This window comes from Acidithrix sp. C25 (assembly GCF_904848545.2).
Genome location: NZ_CAJHCI020000001.1, coordinates 405253 through 424643, shown reverse-complemented (window position 1 = coordinate 424643; position 19391 = coordinate 405253). Strand labels below are relative to the sequence as shown.

General features: G+C 47.4%; 20 protein-coding genes and 1 pseudogene. 15 read left to right on the top strand and 6 right to left on the bottom strand.

Annotated features, from left to right (window positions below; genetic code table 11):
• The first annotated feature begins 14 nt into the window (after positions 1 to 14).
• From ACIDITHRIX25_RS88440 to ACIDITHRIX25_RS88410, 7 genes are all read left to right on the top strand, one after another.
• Entirely contained in the window at positions 15 to 1691 is a 1677-nt protein-coding gene (locus tag ACIDITHRIX25_RS88440) for a PucR family transcriptional regulator (RefSeq protein ID WP_201732393.1), read from the top strand.
• Positions 1692 to 1838: 147 nt separating this feature from the next.
• Positions 1839 to 3101, top strand: coding sequence for an aminotransferase family protein (locus ACIDITHRIX25_RS88435; RefSeq protein ID WP_052606689.1), 1263 nt, complete (start codon positions 1839 to 1841; stop codon positions 3099 to 3101).
• Positions 3102 to 3724: 623 nt separating this feature from the next.
• Positions 3725 to 4696, top strand: a complete 972-nt coding sequence (locus tag ACIDITHRIX25_RS88430; protein ID WP_201732392.1) for a quinone oxidoreductase family protein — start codon at positions 3725 to 3727, stop codon at positions 4694 to 4696.
• A 1573-nt stretch (positions 4697 to 6269) separates the two neighbouring features.
• The gene (gene mftA / locus ACIDITHRIX25_RS88425; RefSeq protein ID WP_349632144.1) at positions 6270 to 6347 is read left to right on the top strand and encodes a mycofactocin precursor MftA; all 78 of its coding nucleotides are present in this window, start codon (positions 6270 to 6272) and stop codon (positions 6345 to 6347) included.
• Positions 6348 to 6403: 56 nt separating this feature from the next.
• Positions 6404 to 6682, top strand: a complete 279-nt coding sequence (gene mftB, locus ACIDITHRIX25_RS88420) for a mycofactocin biosynthesis chaperone MftB (protein WP_052606848.1) — start codon at positions 6404 to 6406, stop codon at positions 6680 to 6682.
• 51 nt (positions 6683 to 6733) lie between these two features.
• On the top strand, positions 6734 to 7813 hold the full coding sequence (gene mftC, locus ACIDITHRIX25_RS88415; RefSeq protein WP_201732391.1) for a mycofactocin radical SAM maturase: 1080 nt from the start codon (positions 6734 to 6736) through the stop codon (positions 7811 to 7813).
• Between the two features lie 481 nt (positions 7814 to 8294).
• A complete protein-coding gene (locus ACIDITHRIX25_RS88410) occupies positions 8295 to 8477 on the top strand; it encodes a hypothetical protein (protein WP_052606850.1) in 183 nt (60 codons plus the stop codon).
• Positions 8478 to 9437: 960 nt separating this feature from the next.
• On the opposite strand, the gene ACIDITHRIX25_RS88405 is transcribed toward ACIDITHRIX25_RS88410, so the two are convergent.
• Together ACIDITHRIX25_RS88405 and ACIDITHRIX25_RS88400 are read right to left on the bottom strand one after the other, a co-directional pair.
• On the bottom strand, positions 9438 to 9746 hold the full coding sequence (locus ACIDITHRIX25_RS88405; RefSeq protein WP_052606851.1) for a hypothetical protein: 309 nt from the start codon (positions 9744 to 9746) through the stop codon (positions 9438 to 9440).
• A gap of 276 nt (positions 9747 to 10022) precedes the next feature.
• The gene (locus tag ACIDITHRIX25_RS88400; RefSeq protein WP_502756206.1) at positions 10023 to 10163 is read right to left on the bottom strand and encodes a helix-turn-helix domain-containing protein; all 141 of its coding nucleotides are present in this window, start codon (positions 10161 to 10163) and stop codon (positions 10023 to 10025) included.
• A 695-nt stretch (positions 10164 to 10858) separates the two neighbouring features.
• Between ACIDITHRIX25_RS88400 and ACIDITHRIX25_RS88395 the strand changes: the two genes are divergently transcribed.
• From ACIDITHRIX25_RS88395 to ACIDITHRIX25_RS88370, 6 genes and pseudogenes are all read left to right on the top strand, one after another.
• Positions 10859 to 11101, top strand: coding sequence for a type II toxin-antitoxin system Phd/YefM family antitoxin (locus ACIDITHRIX25_RS88395; RefSeq protein ID WP_201732389.1), 243 nt, complete (start codon positions 10859 to 10861; stop codon positions 11099 to 11101).
• Positions 11101 to 11362, top strand: a pseudogene (locus tag ACIDITHRIX25_RS88390) (Txe/YoeB family addiction module toxin). The gene ACIDITHRIX25_RS88395 and the pseudogene ACIDITHRIX25_RS88390 overlap by 1 nt, the downstream one beginning before the upstream one ends.
• Before the next feature lie 674 nt (positions 11363 to 12036).
• Positions 12037 to 12603 carry a hypothetical protein gene (locus ACIDITHRIX25_RS88385; RefSeq protein WP_201732388.1) on the top strand — a complete coding sequence of 189 codons (567 nt, stop codon included), beginning with the start codon at positions 12037 to 12039 and terminating at the stop codon, positions 12601 to 12603.
• Positions 12604 to 13672: 1069 nt separating this feature from the next.
• Positions 13673 to 13849, top strand: a complete 177-nt coding sequence (locus ACIDITHRIX25_RS88380; RefSeq protein WP_160291927.1) for a hypothetical protein — start codon at positions 13673 to 13675, stop codon at positions 13847 to 13849.
• Positions 13850 to 14255: 406 nt separating this feature from the next.
• Positions 14256 to 14654: a TetR/AcrR family transcriptional regulator gene (locus ACIDITHRIX25_RS88375; RefSeq protein ID WP_160291926.1), complete on the top strand. Its 399-nt coding sequence runs from the start codon at positions 14256 to 14258 to the stop codon at positions 14652 to 14654.
• 9 nt (positions 14655 to 14663) lie between these two features.
• Positions 14664 to 15014 carry a hypothetical protein gene (locus tag ACIDITHRIX25_RS88370; RefSeq protein ID WP_052607132.1) on the top strand — a complete coding sequence of 117 codons (351 nt, stop codon included), beginning with the start codon at positions 14664 to 14666 and terminating at the stop codon, positions 15012 to 15014.
• Positions 15015 to 15332: 318 nt separating this feature from the next.
• Here ACIDITHRIX25_RS88370 and ACIDITHRIX25_RS88365 read toward each other — a convergent pair whose 3' ends face one another.
• Complete coding sequence (locus tag ACIDITHRIX25_RS88365; protein WP_201732386.1) at positions 15333 to 15491, bottom strand: hypothetical protein; 159 nt, start codon at positions 15489 to 15491, stop codon at positions 15333 to 15335.
• A 554-nt stretch (positions 15492 to 16045) separates the two neighbouring features.
• Here ACIDITHRIX25_RS88365 and ACIDITHRIX25_RS88360 point away from each other — a divergent pair.
• Positions 16046 to 16294: a type II toxin-antitoxin system prevent-host-death family antitoxin gene (locus tag ACIDITHRIX25_RS88360; protein WP_052607135.1), complete on the top strand. Its 249-nt coding sequence runs from the start codon at positions 16046 to 16048 to the stop codon at positions 16292 to 16294.
• Positions 16291 to 16548 (top strand): type II toxin-antitoxin system RelE family toxin, encoded by a 258-nt coding sequence (locus tag ACIDITHRIX25_RS88355; protein WP_201732385.1) that lies wholly within the window; start codon positions 16291 to 16293, stop codon positions 16546 to 16548. The genes ACIDITHRIX25_RS88360 and ACIDITHRIX25_RS88355 overlap by 4 nt, the downstream gene beginning before the upstream one ends.
• A gap of 215 nt (positions 16549 to 16763) precedes the next feature.
• Here the strand turns inward: ACIDITHRIX25_RS88355 and ACIDITHRIX25_RS88350 are convergent, their stop codons facing one another.
• From ACIDITHRIX25_RS88350 to ACIDITHRIX25_RS88340, 3 genes are all read right to left on the bottom strand, one after another.
• A complete protein-coding gene (locus ACIDITHRIX25_RS88350) occupies positions 16764 to 17153 on the bottom strand; it encodes an IS30 family transposase (RefSeq protein WP_502756197.1) in 390 nt (129 codons plus the stop codon).
• A gap of 429 nt (positions 17154 to 17582) precedes the next feature.
• Entirely contained in the window at positions 17583 to 17738 is a 156-nt protein-coding gene (locus ACIDITHRIX25_RS88345) for a helix-turn-helix domain-containing protein (protein ID WP_349632143.1), read from the bottom strand.
• Positions 17739 to 19022: 1284 nt separating this feature from the next.
• Positions 19023 to 19340 carry a hypothetical protein gene (locus ACIDITHRIX25_RS88340; RefSeq protein WP_201732382.1) on the bottom strand — a complete coding sequence of 106 codons (318 nt, stop codon included), beginning with the start codon at positions 19338 to 19340 and terminating at the stop codon, positions 19023 to 19025.
• Positions 19341 to 19391: the final 51 nt, after the last annotated feature.

The following is a 19391-nucleotide window of genomic DNA, read 5'->3' as shown; positions in this document are numbered from 1 at the left end:
CGAAAGCCAAAGAAATGGTTGATGTAAAAACCCCCCAACCCACCCAGCTCACCTTAGGTGAAGTGCTGTCCCAACCATCGCTTGGTTTGAGTCTTTTGACCCCCAAAGCCAACTCATTGAATCGACCTGTAACTGGGGCTCATTCCTTTGAAATTTCAAATCCAACTCGTTGGATCTCCTCACATTGGATCGCCCTCACTACGGGTCTTCGATTAAAGGGGAAACCTGAAGAACAACGAGAGTTGATAGAAGAACTTGTCGATGGTGGAATTACCGCCCTTGGCTTCGCTTTGGGCATCAACTTCAAATCGGTACCATCTTCAATACTCGAAGTCGCCAACGAACTAGATCTTCCGGTCTTTAGCGTTCCCTTCGCTACTGGCTTTGCCGAAATAATTGCATTTGTAAATCAAGCGCTTCTCTCGCCAAACGTTGGCGCCCTTAGAAGGTTCGTCTCAGTACAAGATTACCTCCTCGACTCTCTCCTTAACCAAAAGCCCCTTCGATCTTTAGTCGAGCGACTATCTCCGTTAGTCTTATCCCAAGTTGCACTCATTAGTTCTAGTGGAGAGCTAGTTGCATCATCGGACAACTTGGAGCTAAATGCCTTAGCGGAGATCAATCAGCAACTCGGTCTAACCACTAAAGGACCCAGACAGCTACGTGACCCAAAGGTTGTGAGTCGAAGCCGGCTCGGTGACACTCCGGCAACCACGCTTTCGCAGTTGATCGAATTCGACACCCCACATGGACCAGGGCTAGCCCTTGCGGTAGTAACACCTACTCAAGAGACTATGTGGCTGGCATTGATAAAGACCAATGAATCCAAGGTAGAACCAGGCTTTCACCTTTCGTTGCCCCTTATCCGATCCGCCGGTCACATATTGTCCATTGCTCTATCTACAAACGCCGAAAAACTTAATGAACGACGCTCCTCAGAACGTGCGCTTCTAGCTGAACTGGTTGGCATCAGGCCCGTTAAAGGTGCAACGCATAAGGGCTATCGAACCCATTTTGAACGATTGATCGAAATTGGCATCGACTTCTCTGAGCCAGTTCACGTAATAGTAGGTTCCCCCTCCTCTGAAACATCTCGCGATCTAAAAGAGAGCATTGGGGAGCAGATTGACGCTTTGACCGAAAACTTTACACCAACCATCTGGGATAGCCACAACTCAAAGTATGTAGCAATCATCCAAGCAAAGGCTGATGTAATTGAAAAGATTCTGAACGAGATATCGACGCCACAAAACCTCAATTTCGGGATATCGAAGGCCGTGGATGGTCCAGGTCAATTTAGCCTTGCCTATCGCCAGGCTAACGCTGCATATGGTGAACTGATTGAAAAATCAGCCAGAAGCGACGCCAGGAAGGGATCACAGGGGACTGGAGTACTTTGGTTTGACGACTGCAATATGGTGACATGGTTGATCACCCAAGCCGACAAGACGTCATTTGCTTGCAAACAAAAGGATCGCCTTGCCATATTTGAGCTTGAGCGCCATAGCCTAGCCACGCTTAAGGCATATTTGGATTCCAACTTAGACATCAATCTTGCAGCGACCAACCTGGGGATTCACCCCAATTCAATGCGATACCGCCTCAACAAGGTCCATGAAGCAGTCGGGGTCGATTTAGACTGCTTTGGCGAATTGGTAGACCTCTACGTCGCACTTAAGGTCATCCCCTAACTACTTTGGGATTAATTGAAAAATCTTTGACTACCTTTGTAGCAAATAACAACGGTCCCTTCAAAATTTCGCGATCAACCCTCAAAGGTTTCGAAGTCAAAATGATAGCTTGAGATTGTAAAAATATCACTTTGAAAGACAGCCCCAATGAGCGACACATCCTTCTGGCATCCCTTTGCGAATATGGCTTCGGTTAGTTCCAACCGTCTTACGATTACTCGATCGAGCGGAAACTACGTCTTTGACTCCAATGACAACGGCTACTTGGATGCCACAGCCTCTCTATGGTATGCAAACGTGGGTCACGGAAGGCAAGAGATTGTCACGGCCATTGCCCAACAGGCTGAAAAACTTGCCTGTTATTCGACATTTGGCGATATTACAAACGAACCTGCCGAGGAATTGGCCCATGAAATTGCCGAAATATCTCCAATTACAGGCTCAAAGATCTTCTTTGGATCTGGCGGAGGCGACGCGATTGAGACCGCAGCAAAACTTTCTAGGCGTTACTTCTTCGAAATTGGCCAGTCCGAAAGAACCATCATTGTCTCTAGAGATGGAAGCTACCACGGAACCCACGGCTTTGGGACATCCATGGCGGGAATCCTCCCGAACCGCGTCGGTTACGGGACGCTCATAAACGACATAGCGATCATCGATCGAGACGACCCCCGTGCCCTTTCTGAGCTGGCGCTTCGAGTCGGTAGCGACAAGATCGCAGCAGTCTTTGTGGAACCCGTTGTTGGTGCTGGGGGTGTGCACCTTCCCACCGAGGGATACCTTACATCAATAGCCGCTATTTGCATGGAAATTGGTGCTTTGTTGGTAGTGGATTCTGTGATCTGTGGATTTGGTCGGCTCGGATATTGGTTTGGCCCAGAGCGATTTGGGGTCGTCCCTGATATGATCACCTTCGCCAAAGGGATCACTAGTGGTTACATACCACTAGGCGGCGTCGTTATTTCGCCGAAGATCTCGGATCCATTTTTCAACGACTCCGGTGCCACATTCAGACATGGCCCGACCTATGCTGGCCACCCAATCGCATGCGCCGCCGGGATTGCAAATCTCAAGATCCTCAAATCTGAAAACCTAATACCAAATGGAGAACTTCTAGAGACTGACCTATCAATGGCGCTCATGGCATCTAGCGACTCACCTATCGTCACGGAGGTACGTTCGGGATTAGGACTTCTTGGTGCTATCGAAATTTCGAGCGACTTTCAAAGCCGATTTCCAAGTGCACTCGGTGAGATCCAAGGTGCGATGCGCCGCCGTGGTGTTCTGGTTCGACCCTTAGTAACTTCAATTGCCGTCTCTCCCCCACTGACTATAACAAAGTCAGAGATTGAGTTGATTGGCAACACATTCATTGAAGCTCTCAAAGAGGTGGTATCGGCCCCACGATAGAAATAAACCATCATGCAAGAGGCACTTTGAGAGCGTTTCGCCTCTCATGGCACATCTAATAAAAGGCAACCTCCAATAGACAATAGATCTAACAGGTGACATAAAAGGCTAAAGCAGTCACTACAAAGGAGAAGTTAGCCACATTTGTGATAGCGCCGATGAGATCTAGCGCCAATGCGGAGATAAAGTCCGGGTGATATTTGAATCCGAGCGCTAATCAAGAGCATTGAAGGCGCTTGGATCAACTAAAAATTGCCTTTGCCAACCATAATTGTCCAAAGAAGTACATGAAGTGTCAATAAAACAAGTACTCCACAACCTTGAGATCTATCGTCTCACTTAGTGCCAAATCCACAATGTTCGATTTCGTCTCACAAGATCCGGCAGAAGCAGAGGCAGAGGTGCAATTTTGTCGCTTTAACCTCGTCGATGCGCAATTGTTGCTTTGGCGTGGCGGATCGGGAAAACTTCGTTGCTCATCGGTAAAATTCGAAGATCATTGCAATTCAAATAGCTCAAAGGCCCTTAGACATTAAATAGGATAGAGTTAGCTCCATAGGGGCCAACCCACTAAGGCAATCCACCATGTCAACCCTTTAGGAAAGTAGAGTTTTACTTCAATCATGCAAGCAATCGTCGTCAACAACTTTGGGGCTCCGGAGAATATGGAACTTGTGGAGCGACCAAATCTTTCAATCTCACAAAATCAAGTCCTCATTAAAACTATCTATTCATCGGTCAACTTTGCAGATATCATGGCGGTCACTGGCAACTATCCAGGAGGACCACCGCCTTTTACACCTGGAATCGATACCTATGGGACCATTGTCGAGGTAGGAGCACTATTGAGCCCAACACTCATAGGTCAAAAAGTAATGGCCTTTTGCGACAGCGGTGGCTATGGCCAATACACAACCGCCACCGATGGCCTCTTCTTTATACCGCCAAGTAACCTAAGTGACGAAGAGGCCGGAGCTGCCCCTCTTTTAATTGGCACCACATACGCCTTAGTACACAAAGCTGCAACTCTAGCTCCAGGGGACTCAATTCTGATTCATGCTGGGGCAGGAGGAATTGGCACCACCGCAATCCAGATGGCTAGGGCAATGGGAGCTTCAAAGATCTTGGCACTGGTTTCAACTCCAGCCAAGATACCGGTAGTTGAAGAGCTAGGCGCTATTGGCGTTCTATATGGCGACGACTATGACTATCCGCAAGAAATCCGCAAAATTGCGCCTGAGGGCATCGATATCAGTCTCAATTCAGTTGCAGGAGAGACCATCGGAGCCGACCTAAAGATCTTAAATTCGTTCGGGACTATTGTCGCCTTTGGAATGGCAAGTTCAACACCGGGTATCGCTTATTCGAACGAACTTCACCCCACCTCCAGAAGTATTTGCGGATACAGCTTTGGTAACTTGCGGCGAAATCGCCCACACCAGGTAGCTCCCATAATGGAGGAAGGGCTAAAATTTCTAGAAGATGGATCTATAAATTTATCGATCGGATCAATCTACGATCTAGGCGAAGCCGCACTAGCTCATCGAGCGATTCTCTCTAGAGCTTCGACAGGAAAGATCCTGCTCCGTGCTTAGCCGTTCGAAAAATAACTTTGCACACACCAAAGAATCGCATCCTGGGAATCCATTATCATTGTAATTGTCCTAGTTAGAGCTTTGAAAGCAAAATAGGCCAAGGTCTAATTCCACCTAAAACCTAGCTCGTTGATCTTAATCTTGGGTGGTAAATATATAACCCTCATCACCCAAGATTAAGATGGGCCACTGCTCAAACGAGATCACTGGCTTTAGTCCACTGCTCGAATTGCTCGAGTCCCTAGTCGAGTATCTACTCGCAGAGTCGTTCGAGCAGTTATTCTGGCAATTGATCGAAGTTAACCCTTGCAGGACGTTCTTGCTCTAGCTTTTGCGCGCTTAGTCGCTATTGTAACCATTGGCTTGGTTAATGGAGGTTGGTTAATGGAGGTTGGTTGATGGACAAAGAGAAAATGGGCGCTTACTTTACAAGGACAAAGATGTTAACTGTCTAATAACCATCAAGACGAACCAAGCAAACAGGCAGGCAACCAAGCCCAATAGTAGAAATAAATCCCTCCTTGTGGCACCGATCTACTTTTTGCCGGAAGTAGATATTCTGCTACGGAAGGAGAACATCTCCGGCGCAATCACATGATATCTAAAGTGATCAAGGTCGCGTCCATCACAGCAACTGTCAAGTTCCACGGTTTCAATTAGTCCCAGGTCAATTAAGTAAAATCGCTTGAGGCATATCTCGCACACCTAAGTCATCGCCTCTCACGAGGCTCCTGACCTCAAAGGCGGTGAGATCTCGAATGAAACAACTCCCCTAACTACGGGCCTGACGCCAGCTAAGTCAGAGACCTATCCGATAGCAAAGATCCTTGTGGCCATTGGAAGATAAGAGCTCTGATGAGTTCGAGTCTTACCAGGGGCAAAGAACGTACACAAGTGCTTACAAAAATGGAGATTGCTTAGAGCAAAATCGAGATCAAAGACCAAGCAGCTGGATCCTCCTGGAAGTACGTGAGCACGGGAGGTTAGGTAGCAAATGCAATTTGAATGGCATTTGATTGGAGCTCTTAAAACCCGACACGACCTACACATTTACTGAGCGATAAATCTGAATCAATTACTATCTGGCCAAAGCCGGGAAGATAATTTACTAAACCGACCAGAGGCATTACCCATCCAGCAAGATCAGCAATACGTCACCAAAGAGTAAACCGCTCTATTTGAGACTGGGCCAAAATGGTCCTTATGGAAATTAGAAAATTGATGCTCGACCAGAGGGTCAATCAAACATATAGGCCACTGCGGACTCCATAAATTCCCAGAGAGGGAGCATCGACCAAGGAAGTCAGAGTGGGATTTTCTAAGGTTAGCCATCACCAATAAATCCAACTGAGCAAAGCGCGAGAGCGCCATCGAACCTTTGAAACAAGCTTTGACCCACTCTGTATGGTCCACTATCATTCTGCGTAAATTAGGTATATAGTCTTAGTGGCGTCCCTTTAGCCTATAGTCGTTCAATTTCGGTGGATTGAGGCTAAGATCGAAAATAAACAAAGCAGAACGAATCGGAAAGGGACCTAACTTGCCAAACGAACTAGAGACCAAAACAACCAATATCGATGAGACCGACCTCATTGAGGCAGAACTAATTATCGAAGAAGTCTCGATCGATGGAATGTGCGGTGTCTACTAACTAGCTTTCGAGCTTCGATCCTCCACAAGAGTTAACCAAAAGTAGGATCTTCCTAAATGAATATCGTCATATCTCCTGACTTTGCCTACCGAGAAGAGTCTTTTGGAGCGCTCTTCTACAGTTTCGCAAAGCGAGACCTCTTTTTAGCCAAATCACCGATCGTCATACCACTCCTTCGCCTAATACCCCTGGGTATGGACACAAATGAAATGGCCGATGAGCTTAGTCAAAGAGGCTATGCCAGATCATCGGTGTTGAATACGATTGATACATTAATTCATCGTGGCGTTCTCGCCTCTATTGCCACAGCTCCCAAAGGCGAAGAATTAGAGTAACTGTGGCGAGCAACTATGTTATGGCGAGCAACTATTTTTAGGAGAAAATAAATGGCCAGCGCTCTCAACGACATCCTATCTAAGGGACTATCGTCACCGATCTGCCTAACTTGGGAGCTGACCTATGGCTGTAATTTAAGTTGCAGCCACTGCCTTAGCGACTCCGGGCCTAAAGCGCCTGGCGAATTAGACACAAACCAGGCAAAGTCGCTAATCGACCAATTTCAAGAGATGTCGATCTTTTATATCAATATCGGCGGCGGCGAGCCCATGATGAGACGGGACTTTTTCGAGATTATCGAATACGCCCAAAACTCTAACATTGGCGTCAAATTCTCCACAAATGGCTACTACCTTACCCCAGCAGCGGCTAAACGCCTTGCCACGATGAATTATGTTGACGTACAAATATCACTCGATGGCCACACCTCTGAGGTAAACGATGCGATTAGAGGTAGAGGGTCCTTCGACAAGGCGCTCGAAGCACTTTCTAACCTATCCGACGCGGGCTTTTTAAACCCCAAGATCTCAGTGGTCGCCACCGCCTATAACGTGGACCACCTCGACGAGATATTGGCCCTCGCAAATAGCTTTGGTGCTGGCCTTAGACTTACACGCCTTCGTCCTTCAGGACGTGGCACTCAAAGCTACAAAGAGCTAAATCCCTCAACGACTCAACAGCAAAAGCTGTATGGGTGGCTAATGAATCATCGCGAAGTTTTAACTGGCGATTCATTTTTCCACCTCTCGCCGCTAGGCGATCCTCTTGAGGGCCTCAATATGTGTGGCGCCGGAAAGGTAGTCTGTCTAATCGACCCAATTGGCGATGTCTACGCGTGTCCATTTACGATACACCCAGATTTTAAAGCTGGAAATATAAAGGAAAATTCATTCCAGGCGATTTGGAGTGACGCACCGCTCTTTTCGTCGTTGCGCTCTAGCAATGGACCTAGTTCATGTCAATCCTGCAGCGCCTATTCGCAATGCAATGGTGGGTGCATGGCAACAAAGTTCCATACCGGTGGACAAATTGACGACCCAGACCCAGATTGCGTCATGGGAAATGGCCAGGCACCGACTTCCAATCGCATCTCAATTCGTCCTCGACAAAAGATCACAATCAACTCTTAGCCGCTTTGCCCTGATTATCTTATGCTTTTTCGATAAGAGACTCTATCTCTGGTCCATGCAAAGGAGGCTCGAGCAGTCAATAAGGCCTTAGTCGTTCCAAAGATTCTTCAGGGCGCTTATTCAGATCGCTGCGTTTGATCGTGCTGTAATTTGTGTCCGATCGAGCTTCAACAAGGAGTTCTAGGGATTTTCATGTAGTCTCGGTGTCATTCTCGGACCATCGAACCAAATACCGATTGCAATAATAAAAGTTACGTTCAGATGACCATTGACTAAATGGATAATTCCACACCCTCTATCGCGCCGCGGATCTCCAAGCTGTGGAATAGTCAGTTGAATTCGTTGCTTAATATCTTTGCACCAGAAACCATTCTCTGTGTAAAAGCAAGGGCGAGAAATTGAGAGCCCATGACTTGTTGTACCACCCGACCACCTCTAGCGCCAATGGCAGTAAAATGGCAACGCCCGACTCAATGAAGGAATAACCATGGAAGTCACGATCAAAGACAACAAGCTGTATATCGAAATCGAACTTCAGGAACCAACACCATCATCCTCAGGAAAGACCCTGGTGGTGGCCAGTTCGCATGGCAACATGGTCACCAGCGCCATGATCGACGGCAAACCCGTCATTATCGGGCTAAATGCCTATATCAAGCCGTGAGATCAGACGCCACACATGTGGCTCTAGAACCGCGCCATCATACTTATGGTAGTAGTACTGGTCTTTGCACTCTCCCAGCGCACCTGCTATTTCCCCAAATGCGACGTCCTCTGATACGCTTCATAAATGGTCCGGTCATCAACGTCGAGATTGTCCAGGCTGCTGGATACTGTCAAGTGGATTGTTCCGAGAGGTCCTATCAACGAATAACAGCACGAAACCCAGATTAACCACAGCGGTTATAGAGGACTCGTTGGAATGAGGTGAGAATTACGGTTGGCATCAATAGCTGATATTGACATGGTGAGATTTCATGACAATATGAATTTCACTTTATCATCCATGGGAACGTTGGGTTTGGTCTTTGCCGTCCTTTACGCGGTTCAAAAAGGCTCATACCTTTTGATGGCTCTCTAGCTTCCCGTGATAATCGCTCTCGTTATTTTTCGAAAGCTACAAATGATCAGGACTAACTAATACTAATCAGGAAACGCGCAACCACCAAGGTATTACCCTGGCAATGTTGATTCCAAGCCGTCTACTACCTATAACGCGTTGCGGCAATCAGTGCAAGTTTACTTCGATTATGCTGATGCTTACTCGTTGCTAGTTAGCCCGAGCAGTCGAACCGCAGATAATATTGCGAAAATGGGTAGCATCACTGGGTTTTATTACTGCTCTGCAACGGGTACGCACGCCTTGATATTCTGTAGCTAACTTTGGTATTTAAGATACCGGCCGATGGACCTAGTGAACCAGAACCTCGCCAGATCCGAGGCTGACATGCTGGCGAGACTTCCCAGCTGAGGTGGCGCGCGCTGAATCGAAGGGAATACTGATGTGAGGAATCTCCACGAAGTGTAGCTTAGGGTTGATCACAGAAATCGAGAGATCTAAGATTGGCCATCGTTTGAATCATCTGAGGCGAGCCAGTGGATCAAGTTATTATTCCGTAATCCCTTATACTTCCCGCGCCCAAGCCCATAGTTCGGCAGTATTTCGCAAAGGAGGCTTTTTATAGATCGGTAGTTGATCTTTCCAAATATGAGCCTCAAGACTCCCCGTCACCATCCCAGAATGTTTGCGTGCCACATCGACAAAAACTCCCTTACCTTGATCAGCTCGTAAAATAAGGCAGTAAATCAATTCAATATGGTTATGTATTCGCTCAATAAGCCTAAGTTCCGTAATAAACGGAGCCTCGGAGGTGGTGGTAAGAGAAAAATTGTTAAATGATGATCTGATTCCAACGAGTTGATTCAAAACCACGTCTTCAACGATTACACCTTATAGTTATGCCAGGCTCATTAAGATTCTTTGAGATGCCCTTTGGGATACATCTCTTGTTGTCTGTTTTTGGTCCCTTCTCCCTGGATCCAACCTCCAACCAAAACAAATAACCCACCGAGGATCGCGCTACCAAATGCAGTTCACACTTGTGACAATTCACTAGGCTGCACCGGCTGTAAAGCCATAAACTGACCTCCTAAGCCGTCGACTTTGTGGAACACTCTACGAACAACTCACCAGAATGAATATAAGCACTTAGTCAATTCCCAACTTTTCTGACAACCGTTTAAGCATGTCAATACTTGGAGTTTGATCTCCCTCCTCGAACCGAGAAATTGCAGGCTGATGCATTCCCAGTTTTCGACCTAGCTCGGTCCGGAAGATACCCTGTTCCATCCGGTATTTGATTACCTCAATGGCCACGGCACGCGCTAGCGCTATTCGTTCCCACTGCTTGCAAAACTCTGGACCTATAGATCCTATCTGAATGACTCTCCTGCGGAAACAGTTGCAACCCCGTAATGATCAATATGCTCATTATCCTCCGTAGCCTTCATATTTACCAAGCCGCTCCTCAGCTGCCTTCACACACCGCCGAAACCCTCGAGGATCTACCTGAGCCTCTGGCCCGATGGCCTCAATTACGAATTAGGAAGGGCATGTACGCTCATATAAACTTCAATATCGACTACGTCCTACCCTGAGTCTCAACTCTCTCAGGCCATTAACATTAGAAGTGGCATGTTGCAAAACGTCAAGGTGTCTGCGACTATAGGTTCAATTTATCTACTCGCTGAAAAGCCAACAATCTGATCTGCCCTCCAAAGCTAGATCGGCTGACTGGTACCCTATTTGTTCTACCTACTCTCCAATACCTGGAGCACTTACGTGCGACCTTAGACACTGATACCGGCTTGGCGGTGAAAATGACAAAGGGCACAGATAGTTGCCTTGCAAGAAGAGAAACACGACTCAATTGGCCTAGTAGTGCCAAGGTTATTGCTTTGAATTCTAGGTTGACACGTACTACCTACCTACATGATGCAAACATAGTGGTACAATAAGTGGTACCACTTTTAGGAGACATCAGCATGGCTATAACCGCTAGTGATGCACGCAAAAACCTATTCCCGCTTATAGAACAAGTAAACAATGATCGAAAACCGACTGAGATCACCTCAATGCGAGGTGACGCCGTTCTACTCTCGAAGGCGGACTATGACGCATTGACCGAGACGGGGTTTCTTCTACGCGTACCAGCCAATGCGATGCGTCTACTCGAAAGCTTGAATCAAGCTCGCCAAGGACAACGAAGAGAGCACGAACTTAGCTGATGCGCCTCTGTTTCAGCCCCAACGGTTGGGACGATTACCTCTATTGGCAATCAGTGGACAAGGCGATACTCAATCGAATTAACCGGCTAATCAAGGATGCTCTCAGAGATCCGGGGACCGGTATCGGCAAGCCCGAACAACTACGTCACGTTCTTGCAGGTTGCTGGTCGAGACGTATCGACGAGGAGCATCGGTCTGGTTTACCTAATTGATGGGGACGACCTAGTGGTACTTCAGGCCCGTTACCACTACGAAAACTGAATACCGCCGCACGTCACTATAGGCACCGCAGTCGAGTTAGATTCCCGCCTTGAAGACAAAAATTTAATCAATGTTCTTACCGTAGAAAAGCTTATCCGTAATGAATCGAGCATTCCGTTGCGCATGGCATCGAGGCAAAAGTCGGAACGTTAAAAGCGTTGTTTGCTTCGGCTGTCACTCCTTTAGATGTCACTACGAGCAGAAGGTCGAGATCGGATTAGGGCGGCGATTTGCCAAATCCCAAATAGTCGTAGATTCATCAGTTGAGATCGATGTTTAGGTGGGTGTTTGGGTTCGCCATTGGCGAACCCAAACACCCACCTAATGACTTTTAAAGATCTCTAACTGGTTATGACTAGTCGCCCAAGGAGCCATTAGACGAATCAACCCTCATCTCTATGGACCAAAACCAGAGGATTAATCTGATTTAGAAGTTAACTTTCCACAGTTAACGCCCTAAACCCACTTTAGGGCAGTATGTCTTGAAGTACTTCCACTGATTCCAATTGGGATAAGCCACCTACAGAAAGGTCGCAATTTGTGATAAAGTGAAATCTCCTTGCTATTCTAAATGAGAAACACCGCCACGAAATACTGGAAGGCTCCCATTTAATTGAGCCGCTATTAATGTGAGCTGGCATATCTGCATGAGGGATATCGAACTAAGGAGGCAAATGGAGGGTATGGACTTGGAGCGTCGAAGAGACAACCGGCGAAGGAGAATTCAATTGGCGAAGATCACAATGCTCTTTGGGCCGTTACTTCTCGCAGCTTGCAACAATTCGAAAACTACAGGAACTCCTCAATCTCCATCTCAAGGACCGCTGGCATCTCCCTCAGCGCTTTGCCAGTCTGTTGCCGCCTTAGACCGACTGACTGTCCGCCGTAGCGACGCTTTTCCCCAGAATCACATGCGCTTTTCGTTTCCCACCAACGTCGCTGTATCTAATGCCATATTGGTGCGTAATGTGGCCAGAGCGCTCTGCGCGTTGCCAAAAATGCCAAGTGGCTCTATCAACTGTCCTGCTGACTTCGGTATCACCTATCGTTTAGCATTCTTTGCCGGCGACCGAGAATTCCCAAAAGTGACGATTGACTCAACAGGGTGCGCGTCGGTTAAAGGCATCGGAGCGATCCGCTGGGTTGAACAATCGCCCAATTTCTGGCATGTCCTTGGGGTGGCGATGGGACTCTCTACGCCTGGATATGCGACATTTAGAGGAAGTGGACCGAACCAATGACCCTGCCTATCTCCATAGGATCTACATAATCGTAACAGTAACGCCACATCTATCGATGAACTGGTAGTTCTTTGATGCCTACTAGGCGACAATTACATAAGTGGATTTTTACCCGTTTTGGATTTTAAGCTCCGCACTTAATGCCGAACAAGGCATAGTACTTGCATTCTGAGTCAAAAAATACCACCTGAAAGAGTCGAATTAGAAATTGCACAATTGCCTTCTAGGTGAAATCCGCCGCACGGTGGATTCGAAGAACATCTCAAGAATCAGAGTGGATTGAGACGAGAATCCTTTCGTCTGGATTGAGCGGTGAGTCGTCATTCCAAAAATCGCTCTGCCCAAACACTCGAAGAAACTAGACCATGGCAGCATGACCCAAACATGATGATTCATCTCCGCCAAGGTCTTCATCGTCGGTTATCCGGCAAATAATGGAACGGGTTTTGGTTATAATGTCAAAGTTAGGGGCGAGACGGCGTCCTACGAGCTTCAATTTACCGCCTTAGATCCCCGCCCCCTGTAGCAAGAGCCCTCGTCACCGCAGGACCCCTCACGAAGATGTGTAGAACGCGCTAAGCAGTCGCTAGCGAATGGCAATAATACCGCGTATTTTCTAACTTAGATTTGACACGAGCCGCATTGGAGACTAACCGACGGCATCGCTATCCTGAGCGAGATTGTCAGGGTCCCCCATATTCGTTACCAGCAACAATATTTAGAGCGTCAAAAATTATTTACTACAGAAAAGGCGCCTTATCGAACGAATCAACCTTCGAGGTGAGCTCGAGACGCCACCATTATCGCCGGACTTGTTGTGTTATTAGCTGCTACTGGGATATTCTTCGCATTGCCGGTCGCCCCTCGGGTACCACTCCAACAATTCTGCATGCGATCCCACCTAAGAATGTCACCTTTCCTAACGTGACGTCACCACCGCAATACTGTCCAGTCGGTCAGTTATATAAACCAGCCGGACACTATGTATCGACGGTGTAACCATCAAAGCAGCACCTGCGGGCTAGCCTAATCAGAAGTTGAATGCGCGTGGTATCTACCACAGGAAGAAGTGGCCCTTGCAAGGTCCAAGCCACCAAGGAAACCCTATGTTTCACCGAATACTCCTGGGTTCCTCAAAGATGCAAATGGGTCGTATGCGGGTGTCGTAACTTTCGGACCTAAGGTCGCCAAGATCGTTCCAGTCTCCTTGCAGAATACTCCGAGTGCTTTTACCCCGCCGTTTTAGAAGGAGAATCAATGGCAAGGTTGGGTCGGAAATACTTTGATCGGCGTTACGGCAGGCAGCGATACTGCAATCGCCTTGGAGGGAGTTGACCTATGTATAAATACCGAAACCCAAGTGATTAGTCCTGCCACTAGTGTCATAGTACCTGACCTGCACAACAATACCGAGGTCCTCGTCTGACCGAAGGTCAAAGGAACACTCAAAATAATCTCCTTCACAAGGGATACCCTCACGTACAAACTAATTGGAACCACCACGGTCTACCACTCAACGCTGCGACCTACTCCTTTGTGAGCTAATGGACAAAGGGCCAAGGATGAAACCATTTCATGCTCATATTCTCGATGATTTAAAATACGATAGATAATTCTTGACTGATCGTTCAATAATGGTGTATATTAAAACTATGGCCCGTAAGCGTGAATTTGACAATGAACAAGTACTACTAGGTGCCACGCAAGTCTTTGCACAGTTTGGCTATTCTGGCACTTCAATTGACCAGCTGGTGGAAGGAACTGGTCTACTACGAGGAAGCATCTATCAAGCCTTTGCTAGCAAGGCTGGCCTGTTTCGAGCTTGTCTATCCGAGCAAGTACATTCGCTGTGTAGCGACCTACTCACAGACATATCACTACTTGAGGATCTGCTCATAGTGGCGATGTGGGAACGTGCTCGTACAGATAAGGAAGTCGCAGGTTTGATTGTCCAAGCGCTACAAGTACTGGCGAAATGCCAGCAGCAAAGCCCTGCAGAAATGCTGTTCGCGCGCTTGGTGCTTCGAGCTGATATGCCAATTAATCAATAAGGAGTTGGAATGGTCATAGTGTCAATCAAAGATGGCGATCTAATTTTGCAAGTTAAAGGAATTGGCAAAGTTCTGGCGCTGCGCAACGAGCTCGTCATTCCTCTCAATCATGTTCGTGGGGTAACCGCCGATCCCGGCGCTTTTAGCATGCCGAGAGGACTTCGGGCTCCAGGCACCTCTATTCCCGGACTTCTATATGCGGGAACTTTCTACCACAAAGGCGAAAAAGTCTTTTGGGAGGTACACAATCCTGCAAAAGCCGTTGTCATAGAGCTTGCCGAAGAAGATTTTACCAGGCTGGTAATAGAAGTTGAAAATCCCAACGATGTCGTATCATCAATCGAAGACGCTATCGCCTGAAATGGAGTTCCATTTTCTATCATTCAAGAACCGGTACCTGAAGCGGACCAGGCGCAGCGACGTACAAAGTCGGCACACGGCCCGTTTAGCCTATCTTTGCATCCACCCCCTTTTTTTTCATTTCAGCCTCGCTAAAATGCAGACTCCAATTCCCAACTCCAAAGATGAGGTGAAACGCTAACTAGCAACCATACCTCAGCGACGATTGATGCAGCGACCAAACTAGTTCCCCCAGATCACCACCTGGCGTCTCTTTGAAGAGGAGTAACGAGCGGCGCGACTCTTTGCTCTTCAGCCTCGCTCACCTCCTTCACTGCGTCACATCAGTACCGGGGAACGCTCCTCAGCAAACTTGGAATGGAGGCTCCAGGATACAAGTCCCGTGTAGAGTGAAGCCAGGAAAGTCACCGTAAAAATTATGACGATAGCTTTGCCGGACAACACTATTCCAGCAATCAATGCTCTATTAACTTTCATTCTTCCCTCCCCTAAAACCAAGCTCTTCTTTGCACTCCCGTTTTAGATGAAACATCCGTCAGATCACTGGAAATACCCTTGAAACTAGGTGCAACCATTCGAACCCAACCCGACTCCGATCCTTCCTTCTATTCATTTGATATCCACTGCGGACATCTCCACTTGGTTATTTATTACCATACTGAGAACGTTCGTCAATACGGCACCTCAAACGACTTCCCTACTGCGAATAAGCCCTTGATTTAATGGTTTTACCATAAATCATCCCCATGGCCATCACATCCGGAGCGCACCTCTGTGGTTGTAAAACCCTGAAACTAACGATAACCTTGGGTTCAACTGGTAGGTGCAACGATTAGTTGACATTTCTAGTGCTAAATTAAAAGTCAAAATAAGGGATGCTAAATTAACCGACTTGATCGTAGATAACCGTCTCGATGAAATTGAAAGCTAAAAGCGACCGAGTCATAATCACCAATGCTGAATTTGCCACTCGCCCTAAGTGTCTGGATAGCCGACATCGGCCCATCATAGATAATTTGTACAATATTCTTATGGTCAAAATATCTGTAAGCAAAGCACGCGAGAGACTCTCGGAAGTGGTCGAGATTGCCCAAACTGAGCCGGTAGAACTTGAACTCTACGGACGGCGCGCGGCAGTGGTGATCAGCCCTAGTCAATACGACGAAATGCTCGAAGCGCTCGAAGAGTCTCATGATGTTACCGCGTTTGACATCGCTTTGGCTGAAGAGGAAAACAATATCCCCTGGGAGCAAGTAAAGCGAGATCTCGGCTGGTTGTGAGCAAGTATCTAATTGAATTTAGGCCTGCGGCACTTCGCGAACTTCGAAAGATTGACCACTCTGTTCAACCTAGAATTCAGGGAGTGATCGAGCTTCTCGCTCGAGATCCGCGTCCCCCTGCCTCACGGCAGCTTCGGGGTCGTGAACGTTATCGGCTCAAAGCTGGAGACTACCGGATCCTTTATACAATCGATGACGGAGTCCTGCTAGTTGTGGTTATTATCATTGGCCACCACCGAGAGGTTTATCAGTAACCGAACCAGCTGACCCCTCGCCACAAGGATGTCCGATCTGGTGCGTATTTTCATCCTTCATGAAAATCCTCCCATTTATATTCTGGTTACGATTCTCACATGACGGATGGATCACCTAGGATTCGCTTCGGCACTGGATGCATGGGCTCTAGAAACCATTCATCACTACTAAGCCAAGGAAATGTTTTACATGACATTAATAGGTGTCGGCGAATTCAACTAGAGCGGGCAACGAGTTCGCTTAGCCTCTCCTCCGGCATCCTATAGCCATGAGTCTTTCTAGGCCTTGCACTGAGACTTCTTTGTATCATTCTCAAGTCATCGCCTGAGTACTTTTTCAAGTCAGTTCCCTTTGGCAAGTACTGACGTAACAGTCCGTTGGTGTTCTTGATTGACCCTCTTAGCCGAGGCGAATGTGGATCAAGCAAGAATACGGGTATCCCGGTAGCTAAAGAGAAGTTTTTATGCCTGGCTAGTTCCGACCCTTGGTCCCAAGCTATGGATTTAATCAACCCAGAAGGAAGAGTTTGGATCGCCTTGGTCATAGCTCTCTCGAGCACAACTGCACTGATGTCATTTTGAACAGGCAATAACAAGACAAGCACCTGCAGTGATCCACTAGAGTTCCAACAGCACCCTTTTCGGCCTTGCCAATGATTAGATCACCTTTCGAAGTGGCCAGGAAGAACACGATCGTCTGCTTCTGCGGGACGGCTAGAGATCATCACCATATCAGCAATCGGACCGCTCTTTTTGGGTTGTCCCCTTGTGGTACACCCTAGTTTTTCCTGATATCTGCCACGAAGCAAGTTTATTTTCTAAGTTCACCACGACCCTGCATGTAGAGGGTCTTATAAATCGTCTCGTGGCTCACTTGCATTACCTCATTATCTACAAAGTCCACTCGAAGCCGGTTAGCGATCTCTCGCTGGGACCACAGTTCCTCAAGTCATGATGTTACCTGGAAACAATGTCACTTTAAAACCTCGGGCCTTGTAGGTGAGTTTTGACGCCTTAGACTGCTTGGTATTGCCCTATGTTTCGAAATGGGCTTTGAGATGGGCTGGCCAGATTCGAGACGAATCACGCCCACCATTAGCCTTTATCTCTCTTGTAACAGTAGAAGGAGATCTACCTAAGGATCTGGCTATCTGACTCATTGAATCGCCGGATGAAATTCCATTTAAGATATCCTCAGCCTAATTTGCGCACAAGGCACCCTTTGTGGAATCCAAATACCTGGCTTTACATCACGAACTTGTCCGCGCAGCATAACATTGTTGCCAGCGACAGATGGATAGTATTCCATTGAACAGTACGGGGTTTCAGACAGTTTACGCCTAGGCACGTCAAGGTATGAACTAGCTCCGTGAGATAAAGCAGAGTGCGACTCAGTGAGACTGAAAGCGTGGGATTTGTTGGGTCCAATGTTAGGTATTGGATTATCTAGTATCTCAGTACCTTGAACTTCTACAATCAGCGTTTGTATGGCTTAGCCATGGGAGGAGTGGAGTCGCCAGTTTCATCGCGCAGCAATCTAGGTGAGATGGGCGGTGAACATGCGATTCTTTGTCGATCCACGCCTCCTCACCATCGACGAGGTCAGTTACCTGACGATGCAGAATGAGTTAGCGGCACTGTTTCATCACTCTTTCGGCTCATCCAGCAGCGAAACCTGAGCAGCTCAATGTTCTTGACGACGTAGCTTTACACTGTATTACAGGGAAGACCTTCGGCGACCCAATAGTCGCCGCTGCGGCGTTGTATCGGCTGCCGCACCCCTTGCGAGGACTCTAGCAACCTGGCGGTCTAAGTCTGGCTTCTGGTTCACTGAAGACACCCGTGCTAATATAACGACAGACTTAGACGCAGATGGTTGAGATTCTAAGTCTCCAACCAATACAAGCTGTCCAACTTTACCCGCAGGAACAGGTAAAGTACCGGCACGATATCACTTTAATGCCGTTTGAAGATGAATACCTTGGGACAGTGCCCACTCACGCAAATACATTACATATAGCTCATATCTGTGCCAACTGTTGAAACCCTTATTATCAATGCTCCGCTACGATGCATGAACTGAAGTTCCGGCCAAAGAGAGCGGGCTCAGCCATTTGACTGCGCTTGGGCTGTAGTTGAATATCTGTCATCCTCATAGTCGCCAAATCGGATCCCACTTTTCAATTAGTCAACCTTGGTAATAAGACTAAATAGTTACTATGAAGTTGATATCTGCTCAAAAGATGATTTTAAGATTCGTCGGACCTTATTATTCCTGATGAATGCTTCTCGGCAAATGAACGGGCGCCACTTCTTCTGCTTGCCAAATCATAATGAGATAAACTGAAGTTTATGGTTCCACAAATTTCTAGAGCTTTTAGAGGAATCAACCGTCTGGAGGCACTTGGAGGACTACTGCTTGTTGCCGCTGGACAACCTTGGTTTTGGTGGCAGCCACTTGACGCTCGTCTAGGTTATAAAAGCCCTGATTTGCTGAGCGCATGCCTAGTTGTGATTGCAGCTTTGGCAATCGCCCTATTCGAGATATTTCCGTTAGCATCCACGTTAACCTGTTGGATCGCCTTTCTTACTTTTAGCCGTGTTGGCAATATTCCTACTCCACTATCTCTTGCAGCACTTGCATTGTTAGCCTTATTTATCTGTAGGGCTCCCCAGAGAGTTTGGCTGCCGGTATCGTTGTTGATACTGGTTGCATCCGCACTAACTGCTTTCACTGGGCCGCAAAGAAAGGCAGCTGAAGCACTTCTCTCTTGCCTTGTGGTTGGAGCCACAATTGGGATCGGATACCTGATAAAAGTAACTTTGAGAAATAATCGACTTTC

What these genes read in the sequence shown, in the direction of transcription:
- ACIDITHRIX25_RS88430 (WP_201732392.1), top strand. Translation starts at nt 3,725, where the DNA reads ATGCAAGCAATCGTCGTCAACAACTTTGGGGCTCCGGAGAATATGGAA.
- mftC (WP_201732391.1), top strand. Translation starts at nt 6,734, where the DNA reads ATGGCCAGCGCTCTCAACGACATCCTATCTAAGGGACTATCGTCACCG.
- ACIDITHRIX25_RS88375 (WP_160291926.1), top strand. Translation starts at nt 14,256, where the DNA reads ATGGCCCGTAAGCGTGAATTTGACAATGAACAAGTACTACTAGGTGCC.
- ACIDITHRIX25_RS88370 (WP_052607132.1), top strand. Translation starts at nt 14,664, where the DNA reads ATGGTCATAGTGTCAATCAAAGATGGCGATCTAATTTTGCAAGTTAAA.
- ACIDITHRIX25_RS88440 (WP_201732393.1), top strand. Translation starts at nt 15, where the DNA reads ATGGTTGATGTAAAAACCCCCCAACCCACCCAGCTCACCTTAGGTGAA.
- ACIDITHRIX25_RS88365 (WP_201732386.1), bottom strand. Translation starts at nt 15,491, where the DNA reads ATGAAAGTTAATAGAGCATTGATTGCTGGAATAGTGTTGTCCGGCAAA.
- ACIDITHRIX25_RS88400 (WP_502756206.1), bottom strand. Translation starts at nt 10,163, where the DNA reads ATGGAACAGGGTATCTTCCGGACCGAGCTAGGTCGAAAACTGGGAATG.
- ACIDITHRIX25_RS88360 (WP_052607135.1), top strand. Translation starts at nt 16,046, where the DNA reads ATGGTCAAAATATCTGTAAGCAAAGCACGCGAGAGACTCTCGGAAGTG.
- ACIDITHRIX25_RS88435 (WP_052606689.1), top strand. Translation starts at nt 1,839, where the DNA reads ATGAGCGACACATCCTTCTGGCATCCCTTTGCGAATATGGCTTCGGTT.
- mftB (WP_052606848.1), top strand. Translation starts at nt 6,404, where the DNA reads ATGAATATCGTCATATCTCCTGACTTTGCCTACCGAGAAGAGTCTTTT.
- ACIDITHRIX25_RS88385 (WP_201732388.1), top strand. Translation starts at nt 12,037, where the DNA reads ATGGAGGGTATGGACTTGGAGCGTCGAAGAGACAACCGGCGAAGGAGA.
- ACIDITHRIX25_RS88395 (WP_201732389.1), top strand. Translation starts at nt 10,859, where the DNA reads ATGGCTATAACCGCTAGTGATGCACGCAAAAACCTATTCCCGCTTATA.